General features: G+C 58.1%; 23 protein-coding genes and 1 pseudogene. 12 read left to right on the forward strand and 12 right to left on the reverse strand.

All coding sequences use genetic code 11. From position 1 onward, the window contains the following. Nucleotides 1-77: 77 nt before the first annotated feature. Together HMPREF9371_RS06405 and HMPREF9371_RS06410 are read left to right on the forward strand one after the other, a co-directional pair. Nucleotides 78-656: a DJ-1/PfpI family protein gene (locus HMPREF9371_RS06405; protein WP_009119180.1), complete on the forward strand. Its 579-nt coding sequence runs from the start codon at nucleotides 78-80 to the stop codon at nucleotides 654-656. A gap of 70 nt (nucleotides 657-726) precedes the next feature. Beyond that, the gene (locus HMPREF9371_RS06410) at nucleotides 727-1341 is read left to right on the forward strand and encodes a glutathione S-transferase family protein (protein WP_009119181.1); all 615 of its coding nucleotides are present in this window, start codon (nucleotides 727-729) and stop codon (nucleotides 1339-1341) included. A gap of 79 nt (nucleotides 1342-1420) precedes the next feature. Here the strand turns inward: HMPREF9371_RS06410 and HMPREF9371_RS13420 are convergent, their stop codons facing one another. The 6 genes from HMPREF9371_RS13420 to HMPREF9371_RS06425 all read right to left on the reverse strand — a co-directional run bounded on the left by HMPREF9371_RS13420 (nucleotide 1421) and on the right by HMPREF9371_RS06425 (nucleotide 7724). Further along, on the reverse strand, nucleotides 1421-1600 hold the full coding sequence (locus tag HMPREF9371_RS13420) for a lipoprotein signal peptidase (RefSeq protein WP_232203081.1): 180 nt from the start codon (nucleotides 1598-1600) through the stop codon (nucleotides 1421-1423). Between the two features lie 116 nt (nucleotides 1601-1716). Then, nucleotides 1717-1878, reverse strand: coding sequence for a lipoprotein signal peptidase (locus HMPREF9371_RS13890; protein WP_332247831.1), 162 nt, complete (start codon nucleotides 1876-1878; stop codon nucleotides 1717-1719). 109 nt (nucleotides 1879-1987) lie between these two features. Beyond that, a complete protein-coding gene (locus HMPREF9371_RS06415) occupies nucleotides 1988-3982 on the reverse strand; it encodes a TonB-dependent receptor domain-containing protein (RefSeq protein ID WP_040660295.1) in 1995 nt (664 codons plus the stop codon). 377 nt (nucleotides 3983-4359) lie between these two features. Next, the gene (speA, locus tag HMPREF9371_RS06420; protein ID WP_009119185.1) at nucleotides 4360-6252 is read right to left on the reverse strand and encodes an arginine decarboxylase; all 1893 of its coding nucleotides are present in this window, start codon (nucleotides 6250-6252) and stop codon (nucleotides 4360-4362) included. A gap of 44 nt (nucleotides 6253-6296) precedes the next feature. Continuing rightward, a complete protein-coding gene (locus HMPREF9371_RS13425) occupies nucleotides 6297-6428 on the reverse strand; it encodes a lipoprotein signal peptidase (protein ID WP_083813991.1) in 132 nt (43 codons plus the stop codon). Nucleotides 6429-6566: 138 nt separating this feature from the next. Next, entirely contained in the window at nucleotides 6567-7724 is a 1158-nt protein-coding gene (locus HMPREF9371_RS06425) for an alpha-hydroxy acid oxidase (RefSeq protein ID WP_040660297.1), read from the reverse strand. A gap of 266 nt (nucleotides 7725-7990) precedes the next feature. On the opposite strand from HMPREF9371_RS06425, the gene rimP reads away from it, so the two are divergent. The 3 genes from rimP to infB are packed head-to-tail and all read left to right on the forward strand — an operon-like array spanning nucleotide 7991 to nucleotide 12743. After that, a complete protein-coding gene (gene rimP, locus HMPREF9371_RS06430) occupies nucleotides 7991-8422 on the forward strand; it encodes a ribosome maturation factor RimP (RefSeq protein WP_009119187.1) in 432 nt (143 codons plus the stop codon). A 28-nt stretch (nucleotides 8423-8450) separates the two neighbouring features. Then, nucleotides 8451-9947: a transcription termination factor NusA gene (nusA, locus tag HMPREF9371_RS06435; RefSeq protein ID WP_009119188.1), complete on the forward strand. Its 1497-nt coding sequence runs from the start codon at nucleotides 8451-8453 to the stop codon at nucleotides 9945-9947. A gap of 12 nt (nucleotides 9948-9959) precedes the next feature. Next, the gene (gene infB / locus HMPREF9371_RS06440; RefSeq protein ID WP_009119189.1) at nucleotides 9960-12743 is read left to right on the forward strand and encodes a translation initiation factor IF-2; all 2784 of its coding nucleotides are present in this window, start codon (nucleotides 9960-9962) and stop codon (nucleotides 12741-12743) included. Between the two features lie 23 nt (nucleotides 12744-12766). On the opposite strand, the pseudogene HMPREF9371_RS13430 reads toward infB, so the two are convergent. Further along, a pseudogene (locus HMPREF9371_RS13430) lies at nucleotides 12767-12876 on the reverse strand (lipoprotein signal peptidase); the annotation flags it as partial. Nucleotides 12877-13000: 124 nt separating this feature from the next. On the opposite strand from HMPREF9371_RS13430, the gene HMPREF9371_RS06445 reads away from it, so the two are divergent. The 6 genes from HMPREF9371_RS06445 to HMPREF9371_RS06465 all read left to right on the forward strand — a co-directional run bounded on the left by HMPREF9371_RS06445 (nucleotide 13001) and on the right by HMPREF9371_RS06465 (nucleotide 16294). Further along, the gene (locus tag HMPREF9371_RS06445; RefSeq protein WP_009119191.1) at nucleotides 13001-13333 is read left to right on the forward strand and encodes a hypothetical protein; all 333 of its coding nucleotides are present in this window, start codon (nucleotides 13001-13003) and stop codon (nucleotides 13331-13333) included. 29 nt (nucleotides 13334-13362) lie between these two features. Further along, on the forward strand, nucleotides 13363-13818 hold the full coding sequence (locus HMPREF9371_RS06450; protein ID WP_009119192.1) for a hypothetical protein: 456 nt from the start codon (nucleotides 13363-13365) through the stop codon (nucleotides 13816-13818). Between the two features lie 28 nt (nucleotides 13819-13846). Continuing rightward, nucleotides 13847-14218: a 30S ribosome-binding factor RbfA gene (rbfA, locus tag HMPREF9371_RS06455; RefSeq protein ID WP_009119193.1), complete on the forward strand. Its 372-nt coding sequence runs from the start codon at nucleotides 13847-13849 to the stop codon at nucleotides 14216-14218. A gap of 80 nt (nucleotides 14219-14298) precedes the next feature. Then, nucleotides 14299-14472 (forward strand): lipoprotein signal peptidase, encoded by a 174-nt coding sequence (locus tag HMPREF9371_RS13435; protein WP_083813992.1) that lies wholly within the window; start codon nucleotides 14299-14301, stop codon nucleotides 14470-14472. Continuing rightward, on the forward strand, nucleotides 14469-15377 hold the full coding sequence (locus HMPREF9371_RS06460; RefSeq protein ID WP_009119194.1) for an AAA family ATPase: 909 nt from the start codon (nucleotides 14469-14471) through the stop codon (nucleotides 15375-15377). The genes HMPREF9371_RS13435 and HMPREF9371_RS06460 overlap by 4 nt, the downstream gene beginning before the upstream one ends. Next, nucleotides 15377-16294, forward strand: a complete 918-nt coding sequence (locus tag HMPREF9371_RS06465; RefSeq protein WP_009119195.1) for a DUF58 domain-containing protein — start codon at nucleotides 15377-15379, stop codon at nucleotides 16292-16294. Before HMPREF9371_RS06460 ends, HMPREF9371_RS06465 begins: the two co-directional genes overlap by 1 nt. A gap of 28 nt (nucleotides 16295-16322) precedes the next feature. On the opposite strand, the gene HMPREF9371_RS13895 is transcribed toward HMPREF9371_RS06465, so the two are convergent. Beyond that, a complete protein-coding gene (locus tag HMPREF9371_RS13895) occupies nucleotides 16323-16469 on the reverse strand; it encodes a hypothetical protein (protein ID WP_009119196.1) in 147 nt (48 codons plus the stop codon). Between the two features lie 263 nt (nucleotides 16470-16732). Between HMPREF9371_RS13895 and HMPREF9371_RS06470 the strand changes: the two genes are divergently transcribed. Further along, nucleotides 16733-17836, forward strand: coding sequence for an endonuclease/exonuclease/phosphatase family protein (locus HMPREF9371_RS06470; protein ID WP_009119197.1), 1104 nt, complete (start codon nucleotides 16733-16735; stop codon nucleotides 17834-17836). Between the two features lie 199 nt (nucleotides 17837-18035). Here HMPREF9371_RS06470 and HMPREF9371_RS13440 read toward each other — a convergent pair whose 3' ends face one another. From HMPREF9371_RS13440 to HMPREF9371_RS06485, 4 genes are all read right to left on the reverse strand, one after another. Continuing rightward, entirely contained in the window at nucleotides 18036-18221 is a 186-nt protein-coding gene (locus HMPREF9371_RS13440; protein WP_083814025.1) for an ATP-dependent exonuclease, read from the reverse strand. Nucleotides 18222-18388: 167 nt separating this feature from the next. Further along, the gene (gene hsdR / locus HMPREF9371_RS06475) at nucleotides 18389-20791 is read right to left on the reverse strand and encodes an EcoAI/FtnUII family type I restriction enzme subunit R (RefSeq protein ID WP_009119199.1); all 2403 of its coding nucleotides are present in this window, start codon (nucleotides 20789-20791) and stop codon (nucleotides 18389-18391) included. Then, nucleotides 20788-22284, reverse strand: coding sequence for a restriction endonuclease subunit S (locus HMPREF9371_RS06480; RefSeq protein WP_009119200.1), 1497 nt, complete (start codon nucleotides 22282-22284; stop codon nucleotides 20788-20790). The genes hsdR and HMPREF9371_RS06480 overlap by 4 nt, the downstream gene beginning before the upstream one ends. Beyond that, a complete protein-coding gene (locus tag HMPREF9371_RS06485) occupies nucleotides 22284-23807 on the reverse strand; it encodes a class I SAM-dependent DNA methyltransferase (protein ID WP_009119201.1) in 1524 nt (507 codons plus the stop codon). Before HMPREF9371_RS06485 ends, HMPREF9371_RS06480 begins: the two co-directional genes overlap by 1 nt. Between the last annotated feature and the right edge of the window lie 87 nt (nucleotides 23808-23894).

The following is a 23894-nucleotide window of genomic DNA, read 5'->3' on the forward strand; positions in this document are numbered from 1 at the left end:
ATATAAGCGCGGCCGGAAAAAGCGTAAGATAAGCCCGTGCTCCGGCACCCCCTCAATCACGATAAAAGGAGAACGATATGAGCAAAAAAATCCTGCTGCTGGCCGGCGACTACGCCGAAGACTACGAAACCATGGTGCCCTTCCAATTTCTGCTCGGCTTGGGCTACGAAGTGCATGCCGTCTGCCCCGGCAAAAAAGCCGGCGAAACGGTGGCCACCGCCGTGCACGACTTCGAAGGCGAACAAACCTACAGCGAAAAACGCGGCCACAACTTCAGCCTCAACCACGATTTCGAAGCCGTCAACAGCGCCGACTACGCCGGTCTGGTGATTCCCGGCGGCCGCGCCCCCGAATACCTGCGCCTCAACCCGCGCGTGATCGAAATCGTGCGCGAATTCGACGCCGCCGCCAAACCGATTGCCGCCGTCTGCCACGGCGCCCAGCTGTTGGCCGCCGCCGACGTATTGCGCGGCCGCCGCTGCTCGGCCTACCCCGCCTGCGCGCCCGACGTGCGCGCCGCCGGCGGCGACTATGCCGACATCGCCGTCACCGACGCCGTCACCAGCGGCCATTTGGTCACCGCTCCGGCCTGGCCCGCCCACCCCGCCTGGCTGCGCCAGTTCGTCGAGTTGCTCGGCGCCCGCATCACCCTGTAAGCCGACCGGGCTGCCTGAGTATTTCAGGTAGCCTTTCGGCCTCTTTACCGTCTGAACAAGGACAACTTTAATGAAACTGTATTACCTGCCCGGCGCCTGCTCGATGACGCCGCACACCGCCCTCGAATGGATCGGCCAACCCTACGAAGCCCAGGCCATGAGCGGCGACGACACCAAACAACCCGACTACCTGGCGCTCAATCCGCTGGGCACCGTGCCCTTACTGGTGGACGGCGATTTCACCCTTACCCAAAACGTGGCCATCGTGCTCTACCTCGACTCGCTGCATCCGCAGGCGCGCCTGTTCGGCAGCGACACCCCTCAAGGCCGCGCCCGCGCCTTCCGCTGGCTGGTGTTTCTCAACAGCGATGTGCACAAATCCTTCTCACCGCTGTTCCACACCCCCGACTACATCCAAGACGAAGCCGTGAAACAGGCCATGGAGGCATCCGCCCACCGCCAGATTCTGCGCCAGCTCGCCTTGGCCGACCAACAATTGGCCACGCAAGACTATTTGGCCGACGACATTTCAGTGGCCGACGTGTATCTGTATGTGCTGCTGCGCTGGTGCCACCGCATCGGCCTGGATTACAGCAGCCTGCCGCAACTGGCTCCGTTCTACCGCCGCATGGGCCAAAACCCCGGCCTCCAAGCCGTGCTGGCGCAAGAAGGTTTGGAACCTTAAAGCGCCGCCCGGACCGACAACCGAATGATTTGAGGCTACCTGAAAACAAATGGTGCGTTTTTGTGCACGCATCGGTTTTTCAGGTAGCCTGAGGCCTTTGCAAAACCTCCAGATGTGGATGCAGTTCAAGGCGTAGCAGCGCAGCGAACGCAGACATATCATACAGATAGGCAAGTGAGCGAGCAGCGCACAACGCAGAAATGCGCCGCAGATGGGGGTTTTGCAAAGGTCTCAGCCTCAAACTTGTCTGCGAAACCACATCGCACCTTTCAAGATGCCCGCCCTTACGGCGGGGCGGCCGCTCTTCTTCGTCACGGCTTGCGCCATGATTCGGGCTACCTGAAAACAGACACCACAGTCTGCGCGGCCAAGGGTTCAGGTTTTCAGGTAGCCCGCAGCATGAGACCTTTGCAAAACCCCCAGATGTGGATGCAGTTCAAGGCGTAGCAGCACAGCGAGCGAAGACATATCATATAGATAGGCAAGCGAGTGAGCAGCGCACAACGCAGAAATGCGCCGCAGATGGGGGTTTTGCAAAGGTCTCAGCATGTTTCACCAAGCGGATAACAAGTTTGATGCCCGCCATGCGGGCACGAAAAAGGCAGACCGCGAGTCTGCCTTTTTGCTGCTGCTCAAGCGGTTAGGCTTAGAAGCGGTAGTTCACGCCCAAGCGCACTTCGCGGCCGCGTGAAGGCGGTGCGTTAGGCGCAACACGTTGGCTGTGGCTGTAATACAGCTTATTGCCGATGTTGTTGACGGCGAAATTCACATTCATGTCGGTCAAAGGCTTCCAGTTCAGATACACATCATGCACGCCGTAGCCGGCACGGTGTCGCTGCACATTGTCGGCCGTGTAGTCCTTGCTTTGGGTAAAGCGGCCGCGCCAGCCGATTTCCAGATTGGCCTGCGGGAAGGTGTAGGAGAGACCGGTTACCCATTTACGCCCCTGCGGCACGATATCCAAAGGATCGTTGGCAATCACAAAATCGGCTTCGGGCTTGGCATAAGCCATGGCCAAACGCGCGGTCAGATTGTTCCAGCGGTAGGAAGCGTCCAATTCGTAGCCGGTGGTGCGGAGGGTGCCTCGGTTGTGAACCCGCTTGTCGTTGAGGCTGCTGTAGTGGTTGTACACAGTCTGTTGGAACACACTGCCTTTCACGGAGAAGTGGTTATTATGCCAATGCAGGCCGATTTCGGCCAAGCGGGCACGCTCCAGCTTCAGGTTGGGGTCTACCGTGCGCAAACCGCGTGCGGCAGCGGCACTGCCCCGGGTGTCGGTAAGGGTGTTGGCCGAAGCCAGCTGCGGGCTGCGGGCGGCGTAATTAAGCTTGGCGTTGAAAGCCCAATTGGGGTTGATGTCCCAAGTCAGCCCCAAACTGGGATTCAATTGGCCGTCGGCCGCCTCGCGGTTACCCGAACCCACGGGATTGCCTGTGGTGGTGAGATCGAAGTGGTCGTAACGCAGGCCGGTGGTCAGCGTTACCGGCGACAAAGACCAGATGCCTTCCACATACAGGCCGTATTCGCGCTTGCGCTCGCCGTCCACATAGCCGCTGCGCTTGTCTTGGCTGTTGGTTTTCTCGTTGCGCAGATTGACGCCGTATTTCAACAGATGGCTGCCCGGCAGCTCGCTGGTGAAATTGACATTGCCGCCGGTGGTCAGCGCTTCGGAATGGCGGCCGCCGCCGAGATCCACCGTGCTCCTGTTAATGGTGGCCCAAGCATTGCGGTTGTCTTCGATTTTCAGGTGGTAAAGATTGGCCTCCACGTCGCGGATAAAGCCGAGATTGCGGCCTTCGTAGCTCAGGTTGGTGGTTTTTTGCAGCGATTCGGTGGGGCCGGTACGGTCGTCCATCACAAATTCCAGCCGGTCCGCGCCCACGCCGTAATAGCGCTCGTGCCGGTAGCTGAGGCCGATTTTGTGGTCGTCGTTAAAACGGTAGCCCACTTTGGCCAAGTAGTTGCCTTGCTTGCGGGCGGTATTGTTGGCTTCGGACGATCGGGTTTTGGTGTCGGTATAACCGCTGCCGGCGCGGTAATTGCGGTCGTTCAGCCAGCTGCCCATCAGGAGGCCGTCGAAACCGTGGCTGCTGCCGTACACCGCCAGATTGCCGCTGCCGCCTTTATTGCTGTTGATTTCGGCGCCCACCCGCACACCGAAGTTTTGGCCTTCTTTCAAAAAGTCGGCCGCTTCCACCGTGCGGGCACGCACGGCACCGCTGGTGGCGCCGATACCGGCGCTGGCCGAACCCGCGCCTTTTTCCACGCCGATTACCTTAATCATGGCCGGATCCAATTGGAAGCGGCCTTGGTGGTACCAAGCCTGGGTGGCCGTAGCCGTGCCGTCCACCACTAGGTCGATTTTGTTTTGGCCGGCGGCGCGGATGCTCAGATATTGTGCCGACAGGCTGCCGCCGCCCACATTGATGTCGGCGCGGTCGGCCAAGACGTCGCGGATGCTGGCCACATTGCGCTCGGCAATGTTTTTATAGTTGCCGGTGGTCAGGCTCTTGGCACCGGTTACTTCAATCGTTTCCAACTCGGCGGAATCGGCAGCCGCTTGGGTGTCGGCATGGGCAAAGCCGCACAACAACGACAAACTCAATATGCTCAAACGCAAGCATCGGGGACGGGAAATCATAAATAACCTTTGAAATCAATTGGATTTTAAAAATAAGTCAAAATTAATAACGAAAACCATTATTAATGGCGGGCAAATGTAATTGATTCTGTATTTTATTTCTATTTATTTACATAATGTCCCGCAATCTGTCTGTTCTGCGCCACAACATGATCGGACGGCCGCTGCCCCTGCTCCCGCTTAGGCCCGCCTTCCACCGATTAAGCAACAGCTTTGCGCCAACACTGTTCAGGTAGCCTGAGCGCCGATACCGCAACAAAAATCGCGTCTGCGGCTTGGCAACGGCGACGGGATACAAGTTCGCACGTAACAAGCCGCAGACGCGGGATGCCGGCCATCGGCCAAGCTCGGATATTCTTGGGGCAAGCCCTCGGGGCTTACTCCGCGCTCAAATAAGAGCTCTGTTTTAAAGCACGGCAGAAAGCAGCGGCGTAGGTGTCGCGCTGTTCGGCCGGCAGCTTGGCCCAGCGGATTTTTTCCTCGAAACGGTTGATCACTTCCTGCGGCTGCAAATGCACGTAGCGCAGCATATCTTCCACCGTGTCATGAATCTCGATGCCGCCGAAGGCCACGCTGCCGTCCTCTTGCACATACACATTCACCGAATCGGTGTCGCCGAACAGATTGTGCATATCGCCCAAGATTTCCTGATACGCGCCCACCATAAACACGCCCAAAACATAAGGCTCGCCCGCGGCCGGCACATGCACAGCCATGCTGGACTCGATGCTTTGGCGGTCCACATACTGGCCGACCTTGCCGTCTGAGTCGCAGGTTAAATCCTGCAGCACGGCGCGGCGGGTGGGCCGCTCGTTCAGGCGGTGAATCGGCATAATGGGCAACACTTGACCGATGGCCCAAGTGTCGGGCAGGCTTTGGAACACGCTGAAATTGCAGAAATATTTATCAGCCAGTTTGTCGGTCAAATCGTCGTACACCTGCCGCTGGCTGCGGCCGCCGCCTTGCAGCTGCTGGCGCAAACGACGGCACAGCACGGCATACAGCTGTTCGGCCAGGGCTTTTTCCTGCAGGCCGACTTTGCCTTCCAAGTAGTATTCGTTCACATCGGCCAGATAATGCGAAATGCGGTAATAGGTTTCCGTCACCATTTCGCTGTCGGTATCGCCTTGCAGAATTTCCAGCAGTTTGCGGGCGGGGAAGCTCAAAGCTTCGGGGTCGGCAACGGCGGGAATCTGGTCGGGCAGGGTTTCCACATCGGTCACATTCATCACCAGCACGGCATGGTGGGCGGTGAGTGCGCGGCCGCTCTCGCTGAAAATATGCGGGTGCGGCAGGCCGTGGGCATCGCAGAATTCACCCAGCATCGAGACGATGGTGTGGGAATATTCGCCGATGTCGTAGTTGATGGAACTGGCATTGCGCGAATGGGTGCCGTCGTAGTCCACCCCCAAGCCGCCGCCGACATCGACATAATCCAAGGGCAGCCCCAAAGCGCGCAGTTCGCCGAAATAGCGCACCGCTTCTTTAAAACCGAGGCGGTAGTCGGCAATATTGGAAATCTGCGAGCCCATGTGGAAGTGCATCAGGCGCACGCAGTCGCCCAAACCGGCGGCCTTCAGTTTTTCCGCCGCCGAGATAATCTGCGCCGCCGACAGGCCGAACTTGCCTTTTTCGCCGCCGGTGTCCGCCCATTTGCTGGAAGCCAGCGAAGACAGGCGCACGCGCAGGCCGATGTTGGCGCGCACGCCGAGTTTGGCCGATTCTTCAATCACCAAGTCCACTTCGGCTTCTTTTTCGATCACGATGAACACTTCGTGACCCAGCCGCTGCCCCATCAGGGCCAGGCGGATGAACTCTCGGTCTTTGTAGCCGTTGCACACAATCACGCCGCCTTTGGGCGCAAAGGCCAGCACAATCATCAATTCGGGTTTGCTGCCGGCCTCCAAGCCGATCGACACCGCTTCGCTTTTGGGGACGATGATGTTTTTGACCACGCTTTCCTGCTGATTCACCTTAATCGGGTAAATGGCGGTGTAGCGGCCTTGGTAATCGAGCTTCTCCACCGATTCGTTAAACGCAGCGCACAGCTGCAGCACGCGGTCTTGCAGAATATCGGGGAAGCGGAACAGCATGGGCAAATCCTGTCCGCGCGCCTGCAATTCCGACACCAGCCGGTGCAGGCCGATTTCGGTGCCGGCCTCCGGCTTCGGCCGTACCGTTACTTCGCCGTTTTCGCCGATAAAGAAATAGCCGCCGCCCCAGTGTTTGATGCCGTACAAGGCGGCGCTGTCGCTGATGTTCCAAGTCATGTTCGGTTCCTCTCTCTAATGTTGGTGATACAGGCCAACCGCTTTCAGGTAGCCTGAGACCTTTGCAAAACCCTCAGATGTGGATGCAGTTCAAGGCGTAGCAGCGCAGCGAACGCAGACATATCATACAGATAGGCAAGCGAGCGAGCAGCGCACAACACAGAAATGCGCCGCAGATGGGGTGTTGCAAAGGTCTCAGCTTTATTGTGTGGTTGGCCGCCGCTTTGCCGGCGGCGCGTAAAGAAGGCTACCTGAAAGCCCTGCGGATACGCCGCTTGGCTGTTCAGGTAGCCCGGATGGCATCAGGCACACGGTCAGTAAGTGCCTTTAACCAAAATGTCGCTGGTGACATCGTGAATATTGCGATGGCCGGTGAAGGCCATGGTGATGTCCATTTCTTTATACAGGATTTCCAGGGCGCGGGTCACGCCAGCCTCGCCGTAGGCGCCCAGGCCGTAAATATAGGCACGGCCCACCATCACGCCGCGCGCACCCAGCGCCCAAGCGCGCAGAATGTCTTGACCGCTGCGGATGCCGCTGTCCAGCCACACCTCGATATCGGAACCCACCGCGCTCACCACATCGGGCAGGGCGCGGATGGAAGAAGGTGCGCCGTCCAACTGGCGGCCGCCGTGGTTGGACACCACAATCGCATCGGCGCCGCTCTTCACTGCGGCTTCGGCATCTTCCGGCTCCATGATGCCCTTGATGATGAGTTTGCCGCCCCATTCGTCTTTGATGCGTGCCACATCGTCCCAGCTCAAACTGGGATCGAATTGTTCGGCGGTCCAAGACGACAGCGAGCTCAAATCGCTCACGCCCTTGGCGTGGCCGGCGATGTTGCGGAAGGTGCGGCGCTCGGTGTTGAGCATACCCAAGCACCATTCGGGCTTGGTGGCCAAATTGATGAGATTGCGGATGGTGGGTTTCGGCGGCGCGGACATGCCGTTTTTGATGTCTTTGTGGCGCTGGCCCAACACTTGCAAATCCGCCGTCAGCACCAAGGCGGAACACTTGGCCTCTTTGGCGCGGCGGATCAGGTTGCTCATGAAATCGCGGTCGCGCATCACATACAGCTGGAACCAGAAAGGATCGGGGCTGTTGCTGGCCACGTCTTCGATGGAGCAGATGCTCATGGTGGACAAGGTAAACGGCACACCGAATTTGGCCGCCGCCCGCGCAGCAAGGATTTCGCCGTCGGCGTGCTGCATACCGGTCAGCCCCACCGGCGCCAAGGCCACCGGCATTTTCACGTCCTGCCCGATCATCTTGGTGGCCAGGCTGCGGCCCTCCATGTCCACCAACACTTTCTGACGGAACAGAATATCTTTGAAATCATCGCTGTTGGCACGGTAAGTGGCCTCGGTCCAAGAACCGGTGTCGGCATAGTCGTAAAACATTTTCGGCACTTTGCGGCGGGCAACGCGCTGCAAATCCGCAATGCAGGTCATCTTGCTTAAATCGGGCTTCATGGGCAACACTCTGTATTTTCTGTGATAATCGAAACGGCGCAATGCTTTGCGCCTGCTTGGTCTTGTGTAAAGTGTGCGTATTATGCCGATAAAACGGCGGTTTGTGCATTAGATAAATCAATCAATATCGGCCGCCGCCAGGCAGGCACAAACACGCCGCATTTGCCATCTTTTTTCGGATGCGTTAGAATCACGCCGTTTTTCAGTTATTTAACCGTAAATGAGAAATGGCCCCGCGGCCATTTTTTTGTTTTCGACGGAGCAAAATGGACATCCAGAGCATTCTCGACACCACCCTGCCCGGCTTGGGCTACGAATTGGTGGACTTCGAACTCACCGCCCAAGGCGATTTGCGCGTGTTTATCGACAAAACAGGCGGCATCACCGTAGAAGACTGCGCCACCGTCAGCAACCACCTCAGCCGCGTATTCATGGTGGAAGACGTGGATTACAAGCGCTTGGAAATCTCCAGCCCCGGCCTGGACCGCCCGCTGAAAAAAGCCGCCGACTTCGTGCGCTTTTCAGGTAGCCTGGCCAAAGTAAAAACCCGCCTGCCGATAGAAGGCCAGAAAAACTTCATCGGCCGCATCGAAGGCTGCACCGACGACACCGTCACCCTCCACTGCGAGGGCAAAAACATTGCCATCCGGCTGGCCGACATCGACCGCGCCCGCCTGAAACCGGAATTCAAATTTTAAAAATAACCCATCAGGAGAGTTCATTCCAATGAGCCGCGAAATGTTGCAACTGGCCGAAGCCTTGGCCAGCGAGAAAAACGTAGACACCGAAGTGGTTTTTGAAGCCCTGGAATTCGCGCTGTCTGTGGCCGCCAAAAAGAAAGCCGACCGCGAACACATGGACGTGCGGGTGGAAATCGACCGCCACACCGGAGAATACAGCACCTTCCGCCGCTGGCTGATTGTGGCCGACGAGGATTACACCTACCCCGACACCCAAAAAACCATCGAAGAAATCCAGGAGGAAATTCCCGACACCACGCTGCAAATCGGCGATTACCACGAGGAGCAGCTGGAAAACGTGGAATTCGGCCGCCAAGCCGCCCAAACCGCCAAACAAATCATTCTGCAACGCATCCGCGATGCCGAACGCGAACAGATTCTGGAAGACTTTTTGTCCCGCCGCGAAGACATCGTACTGGGCACCGTGAAACGGGTGGAACGCCACGGTATCATCGTCGAGCTCGGCCGTTTGGACGCCCTGATTCCGCGCGACCAATGCATCCCCCGCGAAAACTTCCGCAGCGGCGACCGCATCCGCGCCCTGTTTTTGCGCGTGGACGAACAAGGCGCCAGCGGCCGCAAACAAGTCATCCTCAGCCGTACCTCGCGCGAGTTCCTGGTGAAACTGTTCGAACAGGAAGTGCCGGAAATCGAAGACGGCCTGCTGGAAATCAAAGAAGCCGCCCGCGATCCCGGCCACCGCGCCAAAATCGCCGTCAAATCCAACGACGCGCGCATTGATCCGCAAGGCACCTGCATCGGCGTGCGCGGTTCGCGCGTCAACGCCGTGACCAACGAATTGGGCGGCGAACGCGTGGACGTGGTGCTTTGGTCGCCCGAAACCGCCCAATTCGTCATCAACGCCCTCTCGCCCGCCGAAGTGAGCCGCATCCTGATTGACGAAGACAACCACTCGGTAGATGTGATTGTGGCCGAAGACCAATTGGCGCTGGCCATCGGCCGCGGCGGCCAAAACGTCCGCTTGGCTGCCGACCTCACCGGCTGGCAGCTCAACATCATGACGGTTGAAGAAGCCGAAGAGCGCCACGAAGCCGAAGACGCCGAGCTGCGCGCCCTGTTCGTGCAACACCTGAACGTGGACGAAGAGACCGCCGATTTGCTGGTGCAGGAAGGCTTCGCCGCCTTGGAGGAAGTGGCTTATGTACCGGCCGCCGAACTGGTGGAAATCGGCTTCGACGAAGCCACGGTGGAAGCCATGCGCAACCGCGCCCGCGACGCCATCCTCACCTTGGCCATTATGTCGGAAGAAAAACTCGAAGACGTGGCCGAAGACCTGAAAACGCTGGCGGGCGTGGATCAGGACATGCTGCGCGATCTGGCCCAGGCCGGCATCACCACCCGCGACGATTTGGCCGAGCTCTCGGTTGACGAACTGATCGAAATCACCGGCGTCAGCGACGAAGAAGCCAAAGCCGTGATCATGACCGCGCGCGAACATTGGTTTAACGAAGAACAACAATAAAAGGAGGCACGCATGAGTCACAACACCGTACAACAATTTGCGGCCGAACTGAAAAAGTCCGTTCCCACCCTGCTGGAACAATTGCAGGCGGCCGGAGTCAATAAACAAAGCGGCGCCGACACCGTCACCCCCGAAGACAAACAGCAGCTGCTGGCCTATCTGCGCCAACGCCACGACAGCGACGACAACGCGCCCATCAGCGTCAGCCGCACCAAAAAAGAACGCAGCACCGTAGGCGGTGTGGCCGTGGAAACCCGCCGCCGCCGCCGCGTGGTGATTCCGCAAGAAGACGCCGGCCTTCAGGTAGCCAAAGCAGAAGCCGAAGCGGCGGCTCAGGCGGCGGCTCAGGCAGAAGCGCAGGCGCAAGCCGAGGCGGAAGCGGCGGCACAAGCTGCCGAACAGGCAGCCGCCCAAGCGGCCGAAGCCGCTGCTCAGGCGGCCGCGGCCGAGTCAAGCGCAAGCGAAGCCCCGAGCCCAGCCGACCCGGTGGCTGCCGATACTGCGCCCGCCGAACCCGCCGCAGCGGCGGATGCCGGCCAAGCGAAGCCGCGCCGCAGCAAAAAAGAAAAAGCACCGGCTGCGGTGCCGCAGCCGGTAGAAGTGGTCAGCGCCGCCGAACAGGCCGCCCGCGACGAAGAAGCCCGCCGTGCCGAAGCCTTGCGTGCGCATCAGGAAGCGTTGTTGCGCGAAAAACAAGAACGCCAAGAGCGCCAGGCCCGCCGCGAAGCGGCCAAGTTGCAGGCACAGCAGGAAGCCAAAGCGGCCAAAGAGCAAAAGCAGGCCGAACAACGCAGCGCCAAACCCACGGAAAAAGCGCCGCTCTCCGCTTCCACCGGCACTGCGGCCGCCGGCAAACCGAAAAAAGACGAACGCCGTTCACAACGCGATGACGACTTGCCGCGCGGCAAAGCCGCCAAAGGCAAAGGCGGCAAAGACAACCGCAGCAGCCGTGACGACGACCGCGTACGCGGCGGCAAAAAAGGCAAAAAGCTCAAGCTGGAGCCCAACCAACACGCCTTCCAAGCGCCGACCGAACCGGTGGTGCACGAAGTCTTGGTGCCGGAAACCATTACCGTGGCCGACCTGGCCCACAAAATGGCGGTAAAAGGCGTGGAAGTGGTGAAAACCCTGATGAAGATGGGCATGATGGTCACCATCAACCAATCGCTGGACCAAGAAACCGCCCTGATTGTGGTGGAGGAAATGGGCCACATCGGCAAACCCGCGGCCGCCGACGATCCGGAAGCCTTCTTGGAAGACGGTGCAGAACACACCGAAGCCGAGTTGCTGCCGCGTCCGCCGGTGGTCACCGTGATGGGCCACGTTGACCACGGTAAAACCTCGCTGCTCGACTACATCCGCCGCGCCAAAGTGGTGCAGGGCGAAGCCGGCGGCATTACCCAGCACATCGGCGCCTACCACGTGGAAACCCCGCGCGGCGTGGTCACTTTCCTCGACACTCCCGGCCACGAAGCGTTTACCGCCATGCGTGCCCGCGGCGCACAAGCCACCGACATCGTGATTTTGGTGGTGGCCGCCGACGACGGCGTGATGCCGCAAACCATCGAAGCCATCGCCCATGCCAAAGCGGCCGGCGTGCCGATTGTGGTGGCGGTCAACAAAATCGACAAAGACACCGCCAATCCGGAACGCATCCGCCAAGAGCTGACCCAGCACGAAGTGATTCCCGATGCCTGGGGCGGCACCACCCAATTTGTGGATGTGTCCGCCAAGCAAGGCATCAACATCGACGCCCTGCTGGAAGCCGTGCTGCTGGAAGCCGAAGTGCTGGAGCTGCAAGCGCCCGTGGAAGCCCCGGCCAAAGGCATCATCGTCGAAGCCCGTTTGGACAAAGGCCGCGGCGCCGTGGCCACCTTGCTGGTACAGAGCGGTACGCTGAAAAAAGGCGACATGCTCTTGGCCGGCACCGCCTTCGGTAAAGTGCGCGCCATGATGGACGAAAACGGCAAACCGATTAACGAAGCCGGCCCTTCCATTCCGGTGGAGATTCTCGGCCTCTCCGACGTGCCCAACGCCGGCGAAGACGCCATGGTGTTGGCCGACGAGAAAAAAGCCCGCGAAATCGCCCTGTTCCGCCAAGGCAAATACCGCGACGTGCGTTTGGCCAAACAGCAGGCCGCCAAGCTGGAAAACATGTTCAACAATATGGGCGAAGGCCAGGCGCAAAATCTGTCGGTCATCATCAAGGCCGACGTACAAGGCTCTTACGAAGCGTTGGCCGGCAGCCTGCAAAAACTGTCCACCGACGAGGTGAAAGTCAATGTGCTGCACAGCGGCGTGGGCGGCATCACCGAGAGCGACGTCAACTTGGCGATTGCCTCCGGCGCGTTTATCATCGGCTTTAACGTCCGTGCCGACGGCTCCGCACGCAAGCTGGCCGAAAGCGAAGACGTGGAAATCCGCTACTACAACATCATTTACGATGCCATCGACGACGTGAAAGCGGCCATGAGCGGCATGCTGGCGCCTGAGCAGAAAGAACAGCAGACCGGCACCGTGGAAATCCGCCAAGTCATCACCGTATCCAAAGTGGGCAATATCGCCGGCTGTATGGTGACCGACGGCGTGGTCAAACGCGACTCCAAAGTCCGCCTCATCCGCAACAACGTGGTCATCCACACCGGCGAGCTCGAATCGCTCAAACGCTTCAAAGACGACGTCAAAGAAGTGCGCATGGGCTTCGAGTGCGGCCTGATGCTGAAAAACCACAACGACATCATGGAAGGCGACGTGCTGGAAGTGTTCGACATCGTCGAAGTGGCCCGTTCCCTGTAACGCACCACCCCGTGCCGTACCTCAGGCTGAGACCTTTGCAAAACCCTCAGATGTGGATGCAGTTCAAGGCGTAGCAGCGCAGCGAGCGAGCAGCGTACAACGCAGAAATGCGCCGCAGATGGGGGTTTTGCAAAGGTCTCGGTTACCTGAAAAGCCCCCCGCCTTTCAGGTAGCCTTCCTGCACCGCCGGGGCAGCATTTGCCCGAGCACACACCCGCCGGTCAGCCGGCAATGCCGTTTTCTCTAGGGGCGACGACATGAGCAACAAACAAACCTACACCTTAGAAACCTTTACCTTGGTGCGCGAAATCCGTCAACGCGAAAACGCAACGCCCCTCTTGGTGGCGACCCTGATCCTGCCCGACAACTTCGTGCTCACCGAACGCATGCCGGTACACCCGGTCGACCGGGAAAACGACATGAACATCATCCGTTTTTTGGAAAAATCCCTCGACTTAAAACCCTATTTCAAAAGCCGCGATTTTGCAGGCAAGCTGGCCGAGTTCGACGCCATCCGCCTGCAGAGCCGCCGCCAGCAATACGACGCCCTGATGGACGCCTTAATCAGCCGCACCAACCAGTTGAAATAAAAGGCTGCCGCCAGGCTTGAAAGCATCCCATGCCCCACGTGTTCATTTCCCAACTGAAAGAAGGCGACACCTGCTTGGTGGAAAACCTGGCGCAAGACGGCCAGGAAATTTACCCCGAGCACTTCATCGAGCCTGCCACCGTCAAATTCCTGTTCGGCAATTCCATTGTGGTGGAGTTCGACAACGCCGACAACCGCTTCCACACCCCCACCATGTCGTTCAACTGCAGCGGCGTCATCGACCGAATCAAAGCCAAGCCGGTGCACATCCGCCTGTTGGCCGACGACGAAGACAACCGCGACATCATCCGCCGTCACGAACGCTTCCAAGAGATGCAGCAGTGCATCGCCGCCATCGGCGCCCTGCATCTGGACCGCCAAAAGTTTCTGGCCCAGGAAGACGACGCCAGCCGCGAACTGCTGGCCCAAATGCAGGCCGTGGAAATGTTGCTGGCCCAAATCTATGCCGCCGACGGCAACACCTGACCCCAAAACATTTTATTCAAAGGCAATCATGGCTAAAGCAAACAAAGGATACGCGCGGCAAGACCGCGTGCAAGAACAAATCATGCGCGAGCTGGCCGAGCTCACCCGCACCGGCCTCAAAGACCCGCGCGCCGGTTTCATCACCATCAACGAAGTGGCCGTTACCCGCGACTACAGCCACGCCACCATCTACTACACCGTGCTCGACGACGCCACCCGCGAAGTCACCGCCGAAGCCCTGGAGCACGCCAAAGGCTATTTGCGCAGCGAGCTTTCCAAGCGCATCAAACTCTTCAAAACCCCCGAGCTGCATTTCAAATACGACGAATCGCTCGAACGCGGCATGAGCCTCTCCCACCTCATCGAACAGGTGGCCGCCGAAAAGCCGGTAGAAGATTGAGCCCGCACACCGCCCCCCAAGGCGGTGTTTTCCCAGCATACCGGCTACCTGAAAGCCTGAGACCTTTGTAAAACCCCCATCTGCGGCGCATTTCTGCGTTGTGCGCTGCTCGCTCGCTTGCCTATCTTCATGATATGTCTGCACTCACTGCGCTGCTACGCCTTGAACTGCATCCACATCTGGGGGTTTTACAAAGGTCTCAGCCTGTTCTTCCTTTTTCAGGTAGCCCTCACCCTTCTCAAAACACATCATGAATCCCGCCCTGCAAAACGCCCTTGCCCAACTCAACCAACTGATTCTCGGCAAAGAGCCCATCCTGCGCCAGATACTGGCCTGCATTCTGGCCGGCAGCCACGTGCTGCTCGAAGACGTGCCCGGCGTGGGCAAAACCACGCTGGCCCACGGCTTGGCCGGCGTACTCGGCCTGGGCTACCGCCGCGTCCAATTCACCAACGATATGCTGCCGGCCGACCTCTTGGGCGTAAACGTATTCCAGCCCGCCGACGGCCGCTTCAAATTCCACCCCGGTCCGATTTTCCAGCACTTCCTGCTCGCCGACGAAATCAACCGCGCCTCGCCGAAAATGCAGTCTGCCCTGCTGGAGGCGATGGAAGAAAAGCAGGTGTCGGTGGACGGCAAAACCTACCGCCTGCCGCAACCTTTTCTGGTGATCGCCACCCAAAACCCGGTGGAACAGCTCGGCACCTTCCCCCTGCCCGAATCCCAGCTTGATCGCTTCATGATGCGCCTGTCACTGGGCTATCCGGTGGCCGAAGCCGAACGCAGGCTGTATTTTCAAGGCGACCGCCGCCAGATGCTGCCCGCACTGAAGGCCGTGGCCGACCCCGCCACGCTGTTGCAATGGCAGGCGCAAGCCGCCCAGACCACCTGCTCCCAGCAGGCCGCCGACTATGTGTACCGCCTGGTGGCCGCCACCCGCCAGCCCGGCCGTTTCGTGACCGGCCTCAGCCCGCGCGCCGGCTTGGCCGTGGTGGCCGCGGCCAAAGCCTGGGCCTTTCTGCACGGACGCGACCACGTTTTGCCCGAAGACATCAAAGCCGTGTGGGTGCCGGTGGCCGGCCACCGCCTACAAGCCCTGCAAGCGCAGCCCGTCTCCCGCCTGCTGGAGGACATGCTGCTTCAGGTAGCCGTGGCCTGATGGCGGCGCCCCAACACAGTCCGCGCCTGCGCGACCTCACCGTGCGCCCCACCCGCCTCGGCCTTGGTCTGGCCGTGATGGTGGTGTTGCTGTGGACAGTCGGCCTCAACTACCAAGTCAACCTCGCCTATGTGGTGGCGTTCTGGCTGGCCGGTTTCCTGCTCGTCGGCGTGCTGCTCAACTGCCTGCAACTGCTCGGCCTGCGTTTGGACATTACCCCGCCGGCCGAAGTGTTCCAAGGCCAAACCGCCGAAGTGCTGCTCCATCCCGCCGGCAGCAGCGCCCAACGCCACCGCCTGCTCTGGTTTACCGTCGTGCCCGAGGACGACAGCCAGACGGCCGAGCACAACAGCCATCGGGCCGAATTCAGCGCCCGACACAGCCGCCCCTTCGCCTGGCCGATACTGGCCAAACGGCGCGGGCGGCTGCAATTGCCGCCGCTGCACTGCAGTAGCGTGTTCCCCTTCGGCATCAGCCGCGTCGAATGCGTTTGGCACTGGCCCGACGAAGGCTTGGTCTATCCCGCTCCTCTGCCGCACACCCCGCCGCCCGGCCATCTCCCCGACGACAGCGGTGAGCGTCGCGCCCGCCCCGGCGGCCGCGAAGACCTCGCCTACCTGCTCGAACACCAACCCGGCCGCCCGTTGCAGCAAGTGGCGTGGAAACAGTTTGCCAAAAGCGGCCGCCTGCTCGACAAACACTTTGAAGAGCCTGTTTTCTCCGCCGCAACCGATCTCATCAGCCACGCCGACTACCCGGCCGCCACCTCAGCCGACCGTTTGGCCGGCCTGCTTTGCCACCGCATACTCGAAGCCCACCGCCACGGAAGGCCCTATACCTTGGTGCTGCCCACCCAAACCATTCCCCCGCAACACGGCCAGCGGGAAAAATGCTTGGCCGCTCTGGCCCTACTCTGATTTATCCGCACCCGGCCCCGCACCGCATTCAGGTAGCCTGAGACCTTTGCAAAACCTCCAGATGTGGATGCAGTTCAAGGCGTAGCAGCGCAGCGAGCGAAGACATATCATATAGATAGGCAAGCGAGTGAGCAGCGCACAACGCAGAAATGCGCCGCAGATGGGGGTTTTGCAAAGGTCTCAGCCTTTTGCCCGCCAAAGCCGAAATCTTTGCAAAGCCCAGGTGCGGATGCCAATCGAGGCCTAGCTGCACAGCGGGCGTGCATGACCCCAAGACATCAAGGCACCACGCAGAAATGTGCCGCATACGGGGCTTTTGCCAAGGTCTCAGGCTACCTGAAAGCACATCCCCGCCCATTCTGCACCGGCCACACTGTCCGCCGCCTTAACAATTCTGCTACACTTCGTTTTCCCATCCCCCCTCCGCCCCATACCGACATGCCGGATCTATCTTGGCAACACAGCCTGCTGCTGGCCGTCCTGAGCCTGCCCGCCGCCGCCACCTTCCTCTCCCTGCTCACGCATGACCACTGGATCATGCGGGTATTCGACTTTCCGCGCCTGCAAATCGCCGTGCTCAATCTGGCCGCCATCGGCGCCGCCTATCTGGCCGCCCCGCCCGGCCAGCTTTGGTTTGCCGCCGTGGCCGCGCTCAACCTTCTCTGCGCCCTGTGGCAGTTTTGGCAAATCAGCGCCTACACCCGCCTGCGCCGCCCCACCGTACTCGCCTACACCGGCCCGGACAACGAGCGCACCATCAGCATCCTCACCAGCAACGTCCTCACCCCCAACCGCCAAGCCGGCAAACTGCTGCGGCTCATCGAAGCGCACCACCCCGACATCGTCCTCACGCTGGAAACCGACCATTGGTGGGAACAACAACTCGCCCCGCTGGAAACAGCCTACGGCTGGCAGGTCAAAATCCCGCTCGACAACCTCTACGGCATGCACCTCTACAGCCGCCTGCCGCTGCGCAACGCCCAAGTGCTCTACCGCGTGCGCGACGACATTCCCTCGATTCAGGCCGAAGTGCAGCTGCGCAGCGGCGAATGGGTGCACATCTACTGCCTGCACCCCATGCCGCCCAGCCCCACCGAAAGCGACACCTCCACCGAACGCGACGGCGAACTGCTCCTGGTGGGCAAAGAAATCGCCCGCCAACAACACAGCTGCCTGGTTTTCGGCGACCTCAACGACGTGGCCTGGTCCGACACCTCACGCCTGTTCCAACGCATCAGCGGCCTGCTCGACCCGCGCGTGGGCCGCGGCCTCTACAACACCTTCCACGCCAACTGGCGGCTGTTGCGCTGGCCGCTCGACCACATTTTCCACAGCAACGACTTTCTGGTATCCGATCTCAAAGTGCTGCCACACATCGGCTCCGACCACTTCCCCGTGTACGGCAAATTCCAATACCACCCGCCCGCCGAAGCCGTGCAGCCCGAGCCGGAAGCCGACGCCGCAGACCACGAACAAGCCAACGAAAAAATCGAAGCCGCCGAGCCGATACACGAGCGGGAGCGGGTGAAATACCGCCGCTAAGAAGCGGTTTGCCATCTTCTCGTGCGGCGTTTTCCGCAGCAGAAGCCGCCGGTGCACAGCGGAAATTTAGTCTCAAAAAACCGCTACGCCAGACCCATGCCGACGGCCCGAGACCGGAGCAAACACTTCGGGCTACCTGAAACCCTTTTCAGGTAGCCCGAAATCCATTGAACACCGAATGTCCGCAGCACAACACCGCCTAAAAAATGCCGATATGAGACCTTTGCAAAACCCTCAGATGTGGATGCAGTTCAAGGCGTAGCAGCGCAGCGAACGTGAACGTCAGGAATCCCCGTGGGACAGATATATCAAATAGATAGGCAAGTGAGCGAGCAGCGCACAACGCAGAAATGCGCCGCAGATGGGGGTTTTGCAAAGGTCTCATATGCCTGAATAGGTTCGGCTGCAACCCCTTGTCAGTCCGCTCCGTCTCTTGGCACAGAATCACAGTCATTTCCCGCCATTCCAACAAAACAACGGTGGTAAATAGGGCTTAGCTTTTTTCGGCATATCATGCCCATGTCCTCCCCAGCAGTCTCTTTATCTCCAACGCTACCTTCCCAACCGCGCCCCTGTGCCGCGTTGATACAGCAAATTAGGCGGAATGTGATACAGATGCCGCTGCACTTCCCTTATCGCGCGCTCGTATTCGCGCTTGCCGCCGAACAGCGAAACAATCTTCATGGGCGTGCCGATGTCGCTGAACGGGGCGTTTTGCAAAATGGCGGTTTGTTCGAGGCTGATGCCTTCGTTCATGTATTTGTCCAAGAGTGCGCTCAACACAGCGCGGCATTCTTCGCTGTATGCCTGCAAAAAGCCGTCTTTTTCCAAGCGGCGGGAGCGTTCTTTTCGGGTCATGGCGGGGCGGTTGTAGGCGATATTCAGGATTAAATCAAAAGGGTCGATGCCCTCTGCTTTGCCATAGGTTTCCTGCAAAATCTCCACCGACAAGCCCGCATCTTCCAGCGCGTCCAGCACCGCCTGTTTTTTCTCTGCGTCGTTCCACGCCTGTAAGAATACGTCGAGCGTGGCGTATTGGTTCAAGATATTGCGGCGGCTGTAATCGGTGAGGCTTTCGGTGATCAGCCTGCCGTTTTCATCGAGAATTTCCACGCGCTCGTTCAAAATGGTAACGTCCACGCCGCGTACGCGCACTTTTTTCTTTTTCGGCTCGTCTTCAGGCGGAACAAAACCGTCGCCTGTTTCGCCGCCGTCCGCCTGTTCTTCGCCGTTTTCAGACGGCCTTCCGCCGTCGGGTACATCGTGAACAATCGCATCATCGCCGCTATCGTCCATCACCGACACCGGCTCGCCGTCAAACTCGGGGTCGGCAAACAGATTGGTTACGTTGCGAAAATCCATGATGGTGAAATATTGCTTGCCGTAGGCATCGTTAATCCGCGTGCCGCGCCCGATGATTTGCTTGAACTCGGTCATCGATTTGATTTCGTTGTCCAGCACAATCAGTTTGCAGGTTTTGCAGTCCACGCCCGTGGTCATCAGCTTGGAAGTCGTGACTACGGCGGGATAGCGCTCGTTGGGGTCGATAAAATTATCCAACTGCGCTTTACCCTCGGGGTTGTCGCCCGTAATCCGCATGATGTATTTGGGGTTTTCTTTCACCCGCTCGCGGTTTTCTTTCATCAGAGCGTGGCGCATCCGATCGGCATGGTCGATGTCGGTGCAGAAGACGATGGTTTTGGCAAAGGGGTCGTTTTCTTCCAGCCAGCGGGTAATGCGGCGGGCAACGGCGGCGGTGCGCTCGTCGATAATCAAATGGCGGTCGAAATCTTCGCGCTCATACACACGGTCTTCCACCAAATCGCCGTCGGTGTCGGTGGTGCCTGCAGGCGGCCGCCAGCCTTCCAAATCCTTATCGATGCCGACACGAATCACTTTATAGGGCGCAAGAAAGCCGTCTTCAATGCCCTGTTTCAACGAATAGGTGTACACCGGCTCGCCGAAATAGTGAATATTGTCCGCTTCCGTGCTCACTTTGGGCGTGGCGGTCAGCCCCAAATGGGTTGCGCTCTTGAAATAATCCAGCACCCTGCGCCATTGCGATTCGTCTCTTGCGCTGCCGCGATGGCATTCGTCCACCACGATCAAATCGAAAAATTCAGGCTTGAACTGGCGGAACGGTTCTTCGCCCACATCGCCCGCCAGCTGCTGATACAGGCTCATATACACCTCATACGAGCTGTCGAGCTTTTTATGTTCTACTTTGGTGATTTTGTTTTTCAGCGGGCGAAAATCGTTTTGTATGGTTTGGTCGATCAAGATGCTGCGGTCGGCAAGATAAAGCACGCGCTTTTTCTGCCCGCTTTGCATCAGCCGCCAAATGATTTGAAACGCGGTGTAGGTTTTGCCCGTACCCGTTGCCATCACGAGCAGCACCCGCTCTTGCCCGCCGCTAATGGCCGCCACGGTGCGGTCGATGGCGATGCGCTGGTAATAGCGCGGCGTGGTTTGCTTGTCGGTATCAAAATGATAATCCGACTGCAACAGCGTCTGCTGGGTAGCCGAAAGCCCGCTTTCACCCGAAAAACGTGCCCACAGTTCGCCGTAGCTTGGAAATTCGTCCAGCGCCAATTCGCGCTCAACGCCCGTTAAGCGGTCGTGCTCCAAAAATCCCGTGCCGTTGCCGGTATAGGCAAAGGGAATGTCCAAAATCTCGGCATATTCGATGGCCTGCTGCATGCCGTCGCCCAGCGTTTTATCGCGGCTTTTGGCTTCGACAATCGCCAGCGGCAGACGGCGGTTGGGCGCGGTGAGCAGATAATCGGCTTTTTTGCGCTTGCCGCGACGGACGGTTTTGCCGTGCACCTGAACGCGCCCGTCGGTAAAGAAATACTCCATCAATATTTGCTCTTTCGCCCAACCCACCGCTTCGATGGCGGGCGTGATGTGGCGCAGCTTGGTGTCTTCTTCGGTGAGCAGGGGGTTGCGGCTCATGACAGGTTCTCCAAGAGTTCGATTTGTGCCAGCAGCGCATCCAGCTTGGCGACAATACGGGCTTGTTCGGCTAGGGGCGGGAGGGGAAATAGAAAACTGCGTACATTTTCTGCGGACAAATTAGGCTGTGCCGTTCCATTTGAAACTTGCTTTATTCCCTCACTAGCCAAATCTGTTTGCAAATAATAAAAAATGAATGGAATAAGCCCTGCATTTATAGTTCGGATAATACAAAGTGATGACCCGATAACACCCTCATTAAAATCTCTGTTTAAGCTAAATTTTCCTAACGAACCACGGAGACAATAAAGAAAATCGTTTTTTTGAATAAAGCCTGCCCGCAATAGTGAGTAGCGTTCTTCTGAAATGTAATTAAAGCCATTATTATCCAATACTGAATTATTCAAAGAACCTGCATTGATAAACGGCTTGCCTTTATCAATCCAAAAGTTTTTTCCAGGGTAATTCTTGCCTCTGTCGCCATTTAAGATTTGTGCCAAATCCCCCAACCTAACCCAAACCCAATTTTTCGGAATGGCAAACGGTTTCTCGTCTTCGCCGATTTCAGGTAGCCCTTTGCTTTTTTTCAGACGGCCTGCTTGAATTTGGGCGGCTTTTTCGGCTTGAATTTGTTCGAGCAACTCTTGGGCGTGGCCGTCTTCGCTTTCCCGTTCGGTGAGTTTGCCTTCAATCGCCGCCTGCAACAATGAAGCACGCAGCATTTTGGGGAAATTTTTCTGCGCGTCGGCCAACGCGGTTTCCTGTGCTTTGAGTGCGTCGGTTTCGGCCAGCAACGCATCCAGCTTGGCAACGATGCGGGTTTGTTCGGCTAGGGGTGGGAGGGGAATTAATCCATTCATCAATCGACTATCGTTAATTGCCGGATATGCAACGCCTTTTGCGTTTTCCAAACTGTTTGCATAGCCGTCAAAAAATGGCGACATCAAAACGCGAAACAGATATTTGTTTAATATCGGATAAGGTGTGCATAAAACGGCAAATCCTGTACTGGCAATCGGTTCAGGCGAAATTTCATGTTCAACAATGCACATATTCAGAAGATAAGGGCGGACTGTGGCGTACAGAATATCGCCTTTGCAAACTATCTTTCTTGCTCTGGACGGCGCGTCTTTTGCGGGCACTACCGCCAGTTTTGAACCCATTTTTTGCTTTGTATTATCAATAGACGCAATATCAATATAAGAAAAATCTTTATCGGGCGCTTTTTGTCCACGATTAAATGTAATCTCCCCCAACCTAACCCAAACCCAATTCTCCGGAATGGCAAACGGTTTTTCGTCCTCACCAATTTCAGGTAGCCCTTTGCTTTTTTTCAGACGACCTGCTTTAAGCAAAGCGGCTTTTTCGGCTTGAATCTGTTTGAGCAAATCCTGTGCGTGGCCGTCGTCGGCTTGGCGTTCGCTGAGTTTGCCCTCGATAGCGGCCTGCAACAGGGCGCGGCGCAGGTTGTCGGAAAGTTGCGGGGTGTGCATTATTCGCCCCCCTGATTCAAGTCATCCAAGTCAAGGCCGTCTGAAAGCCCGATAAGCGTGCGGATATTCGCCAACCGTGCGTCGATTTCGCGGTTTAATCGGCTGCGTTCGGCGTGGTAGCGGGCGATGGTCTCGGCGGGGCTGAGCACTTCGGCTTCGTCGTTAGGGTAGCCGCACACATCCAGATTGCAGCCGCCTGCGAGCAGTTCGGCTTTGTCAAAAGCGCGGGCTTGATAGCTTTCGCGGTCGGGGTCTTGGATTTCACTGCGCTTGTGCCACCACGCCATGCACTCGGCAAAGTGGGCAAGCTGCATGGGCTTGGTTTTGGAAAAGGCTTTGCGGTCGGCGGGTATATCGACGCGGTAGTACCAAAGTTTTTCAGACGGCATTTCGCCCGCCCGAGGTTTGTTAAAAAACAAGATATTGGTGGTAATGCTAGTGTAGGGCGCAAACACGCTTTTGGGCAGGCGGACGATGGTGTGCAGGTCGAAATCGGTGAGCAGGCGGTTTTTGAGTGCGGTTTTGGCGCCGTCGTTGCCGAACAAAAAACCGTCGGGAATGATGATGGCGGCGCGTCCGCCCGCTTTGAGGCGGTACAAAGCCAGCGCGATAAAGAGGTCGGCGGTTTCGCTGGAGCGCAGTTCGGCGGGGAAGTTCTGCTTGATGATGTTCAGCTCGGCGCCGCCGTAGGGCGGGTTCATCAAGATGATGTCGTGGCGGTCGCGCTCGCCGTAGTCGCGCACGTTGTGTTCCAGTGCGTTGCCGTGGCGGATTTGCGGGCTGTCGATGTCGTGCAAAAGCAGGTTGGTAATCGCCAACAGGTGCGGCAGCGGTTTTTTCTCCACGCCGTACAGGCCGGCGTTGAGAGTCTGTCGGTCTACTACAGTTTTGACTTGCGGTTCCAAGCGGTTGAGCGCGGAAACCAAAAAGCCGCCGGTGCCGCAGGCAAAGTCGGCCACGCTTTCGCCCAATTGGGGATCAATCATCTGCACCATAAAGTCGGTAACGGCACGCGGGGTGTAAAACTCGCCCGCATTGCCCGCGCTTTGCAGGCTTTTCAGGATGGTTTCGTAAATGTCGCCAAAGGCATGGCGCTCTTTGCTGCTATCAAAGTCGATGGCATCGATTTCGTTAATCAGTTGGCGCAACAGCGTGCCGTTTTTCATGAAGTTTTTGGCGTCTTCAAACACATCGCGCACGATGCGGTGGCGAAGTTGGGTGTGTTCGGTTACGCGCAGGCTTTTCAGTGCGGGGATTAATTCTTGATCGACGAAACGCAACAGCGCGTCGCCCGTAAGCGCATGGCCGTCTTTGCGGTCGATTGCCCAGTTTTCCCATTGGTACTTGTCGGGAATGATGGATTGGTAGCCGTCTTCGATCAACGCCCAGTTTTGTTCTTTGTTGCTGTAGATTTTGAGGAAAAGCAGCCAGGTCATCTGCTCGATGCGCTGCGCATCGCCGTTAATGCCCGCGTCGCCGCGCATAATGTTCTGAATGGATTTAACGAAGGCGTTTAGAATCATAAATATTTGTTTTTATTGAAATTTAATTCCGTTTGCATATTTTGACACGAAAATATCAAAAATATCAAGAAGAAGCAACCGACTCCG

This window comes from Neisseria shayeganii 871, from assembly GCF_000226875.1.
Lineage (GTDB): Bacteria > Pseudomonadota > Gammaproteobacteria > Burkholderiales > Neisseriaceae > Eikenella > Eikenella shayeganii.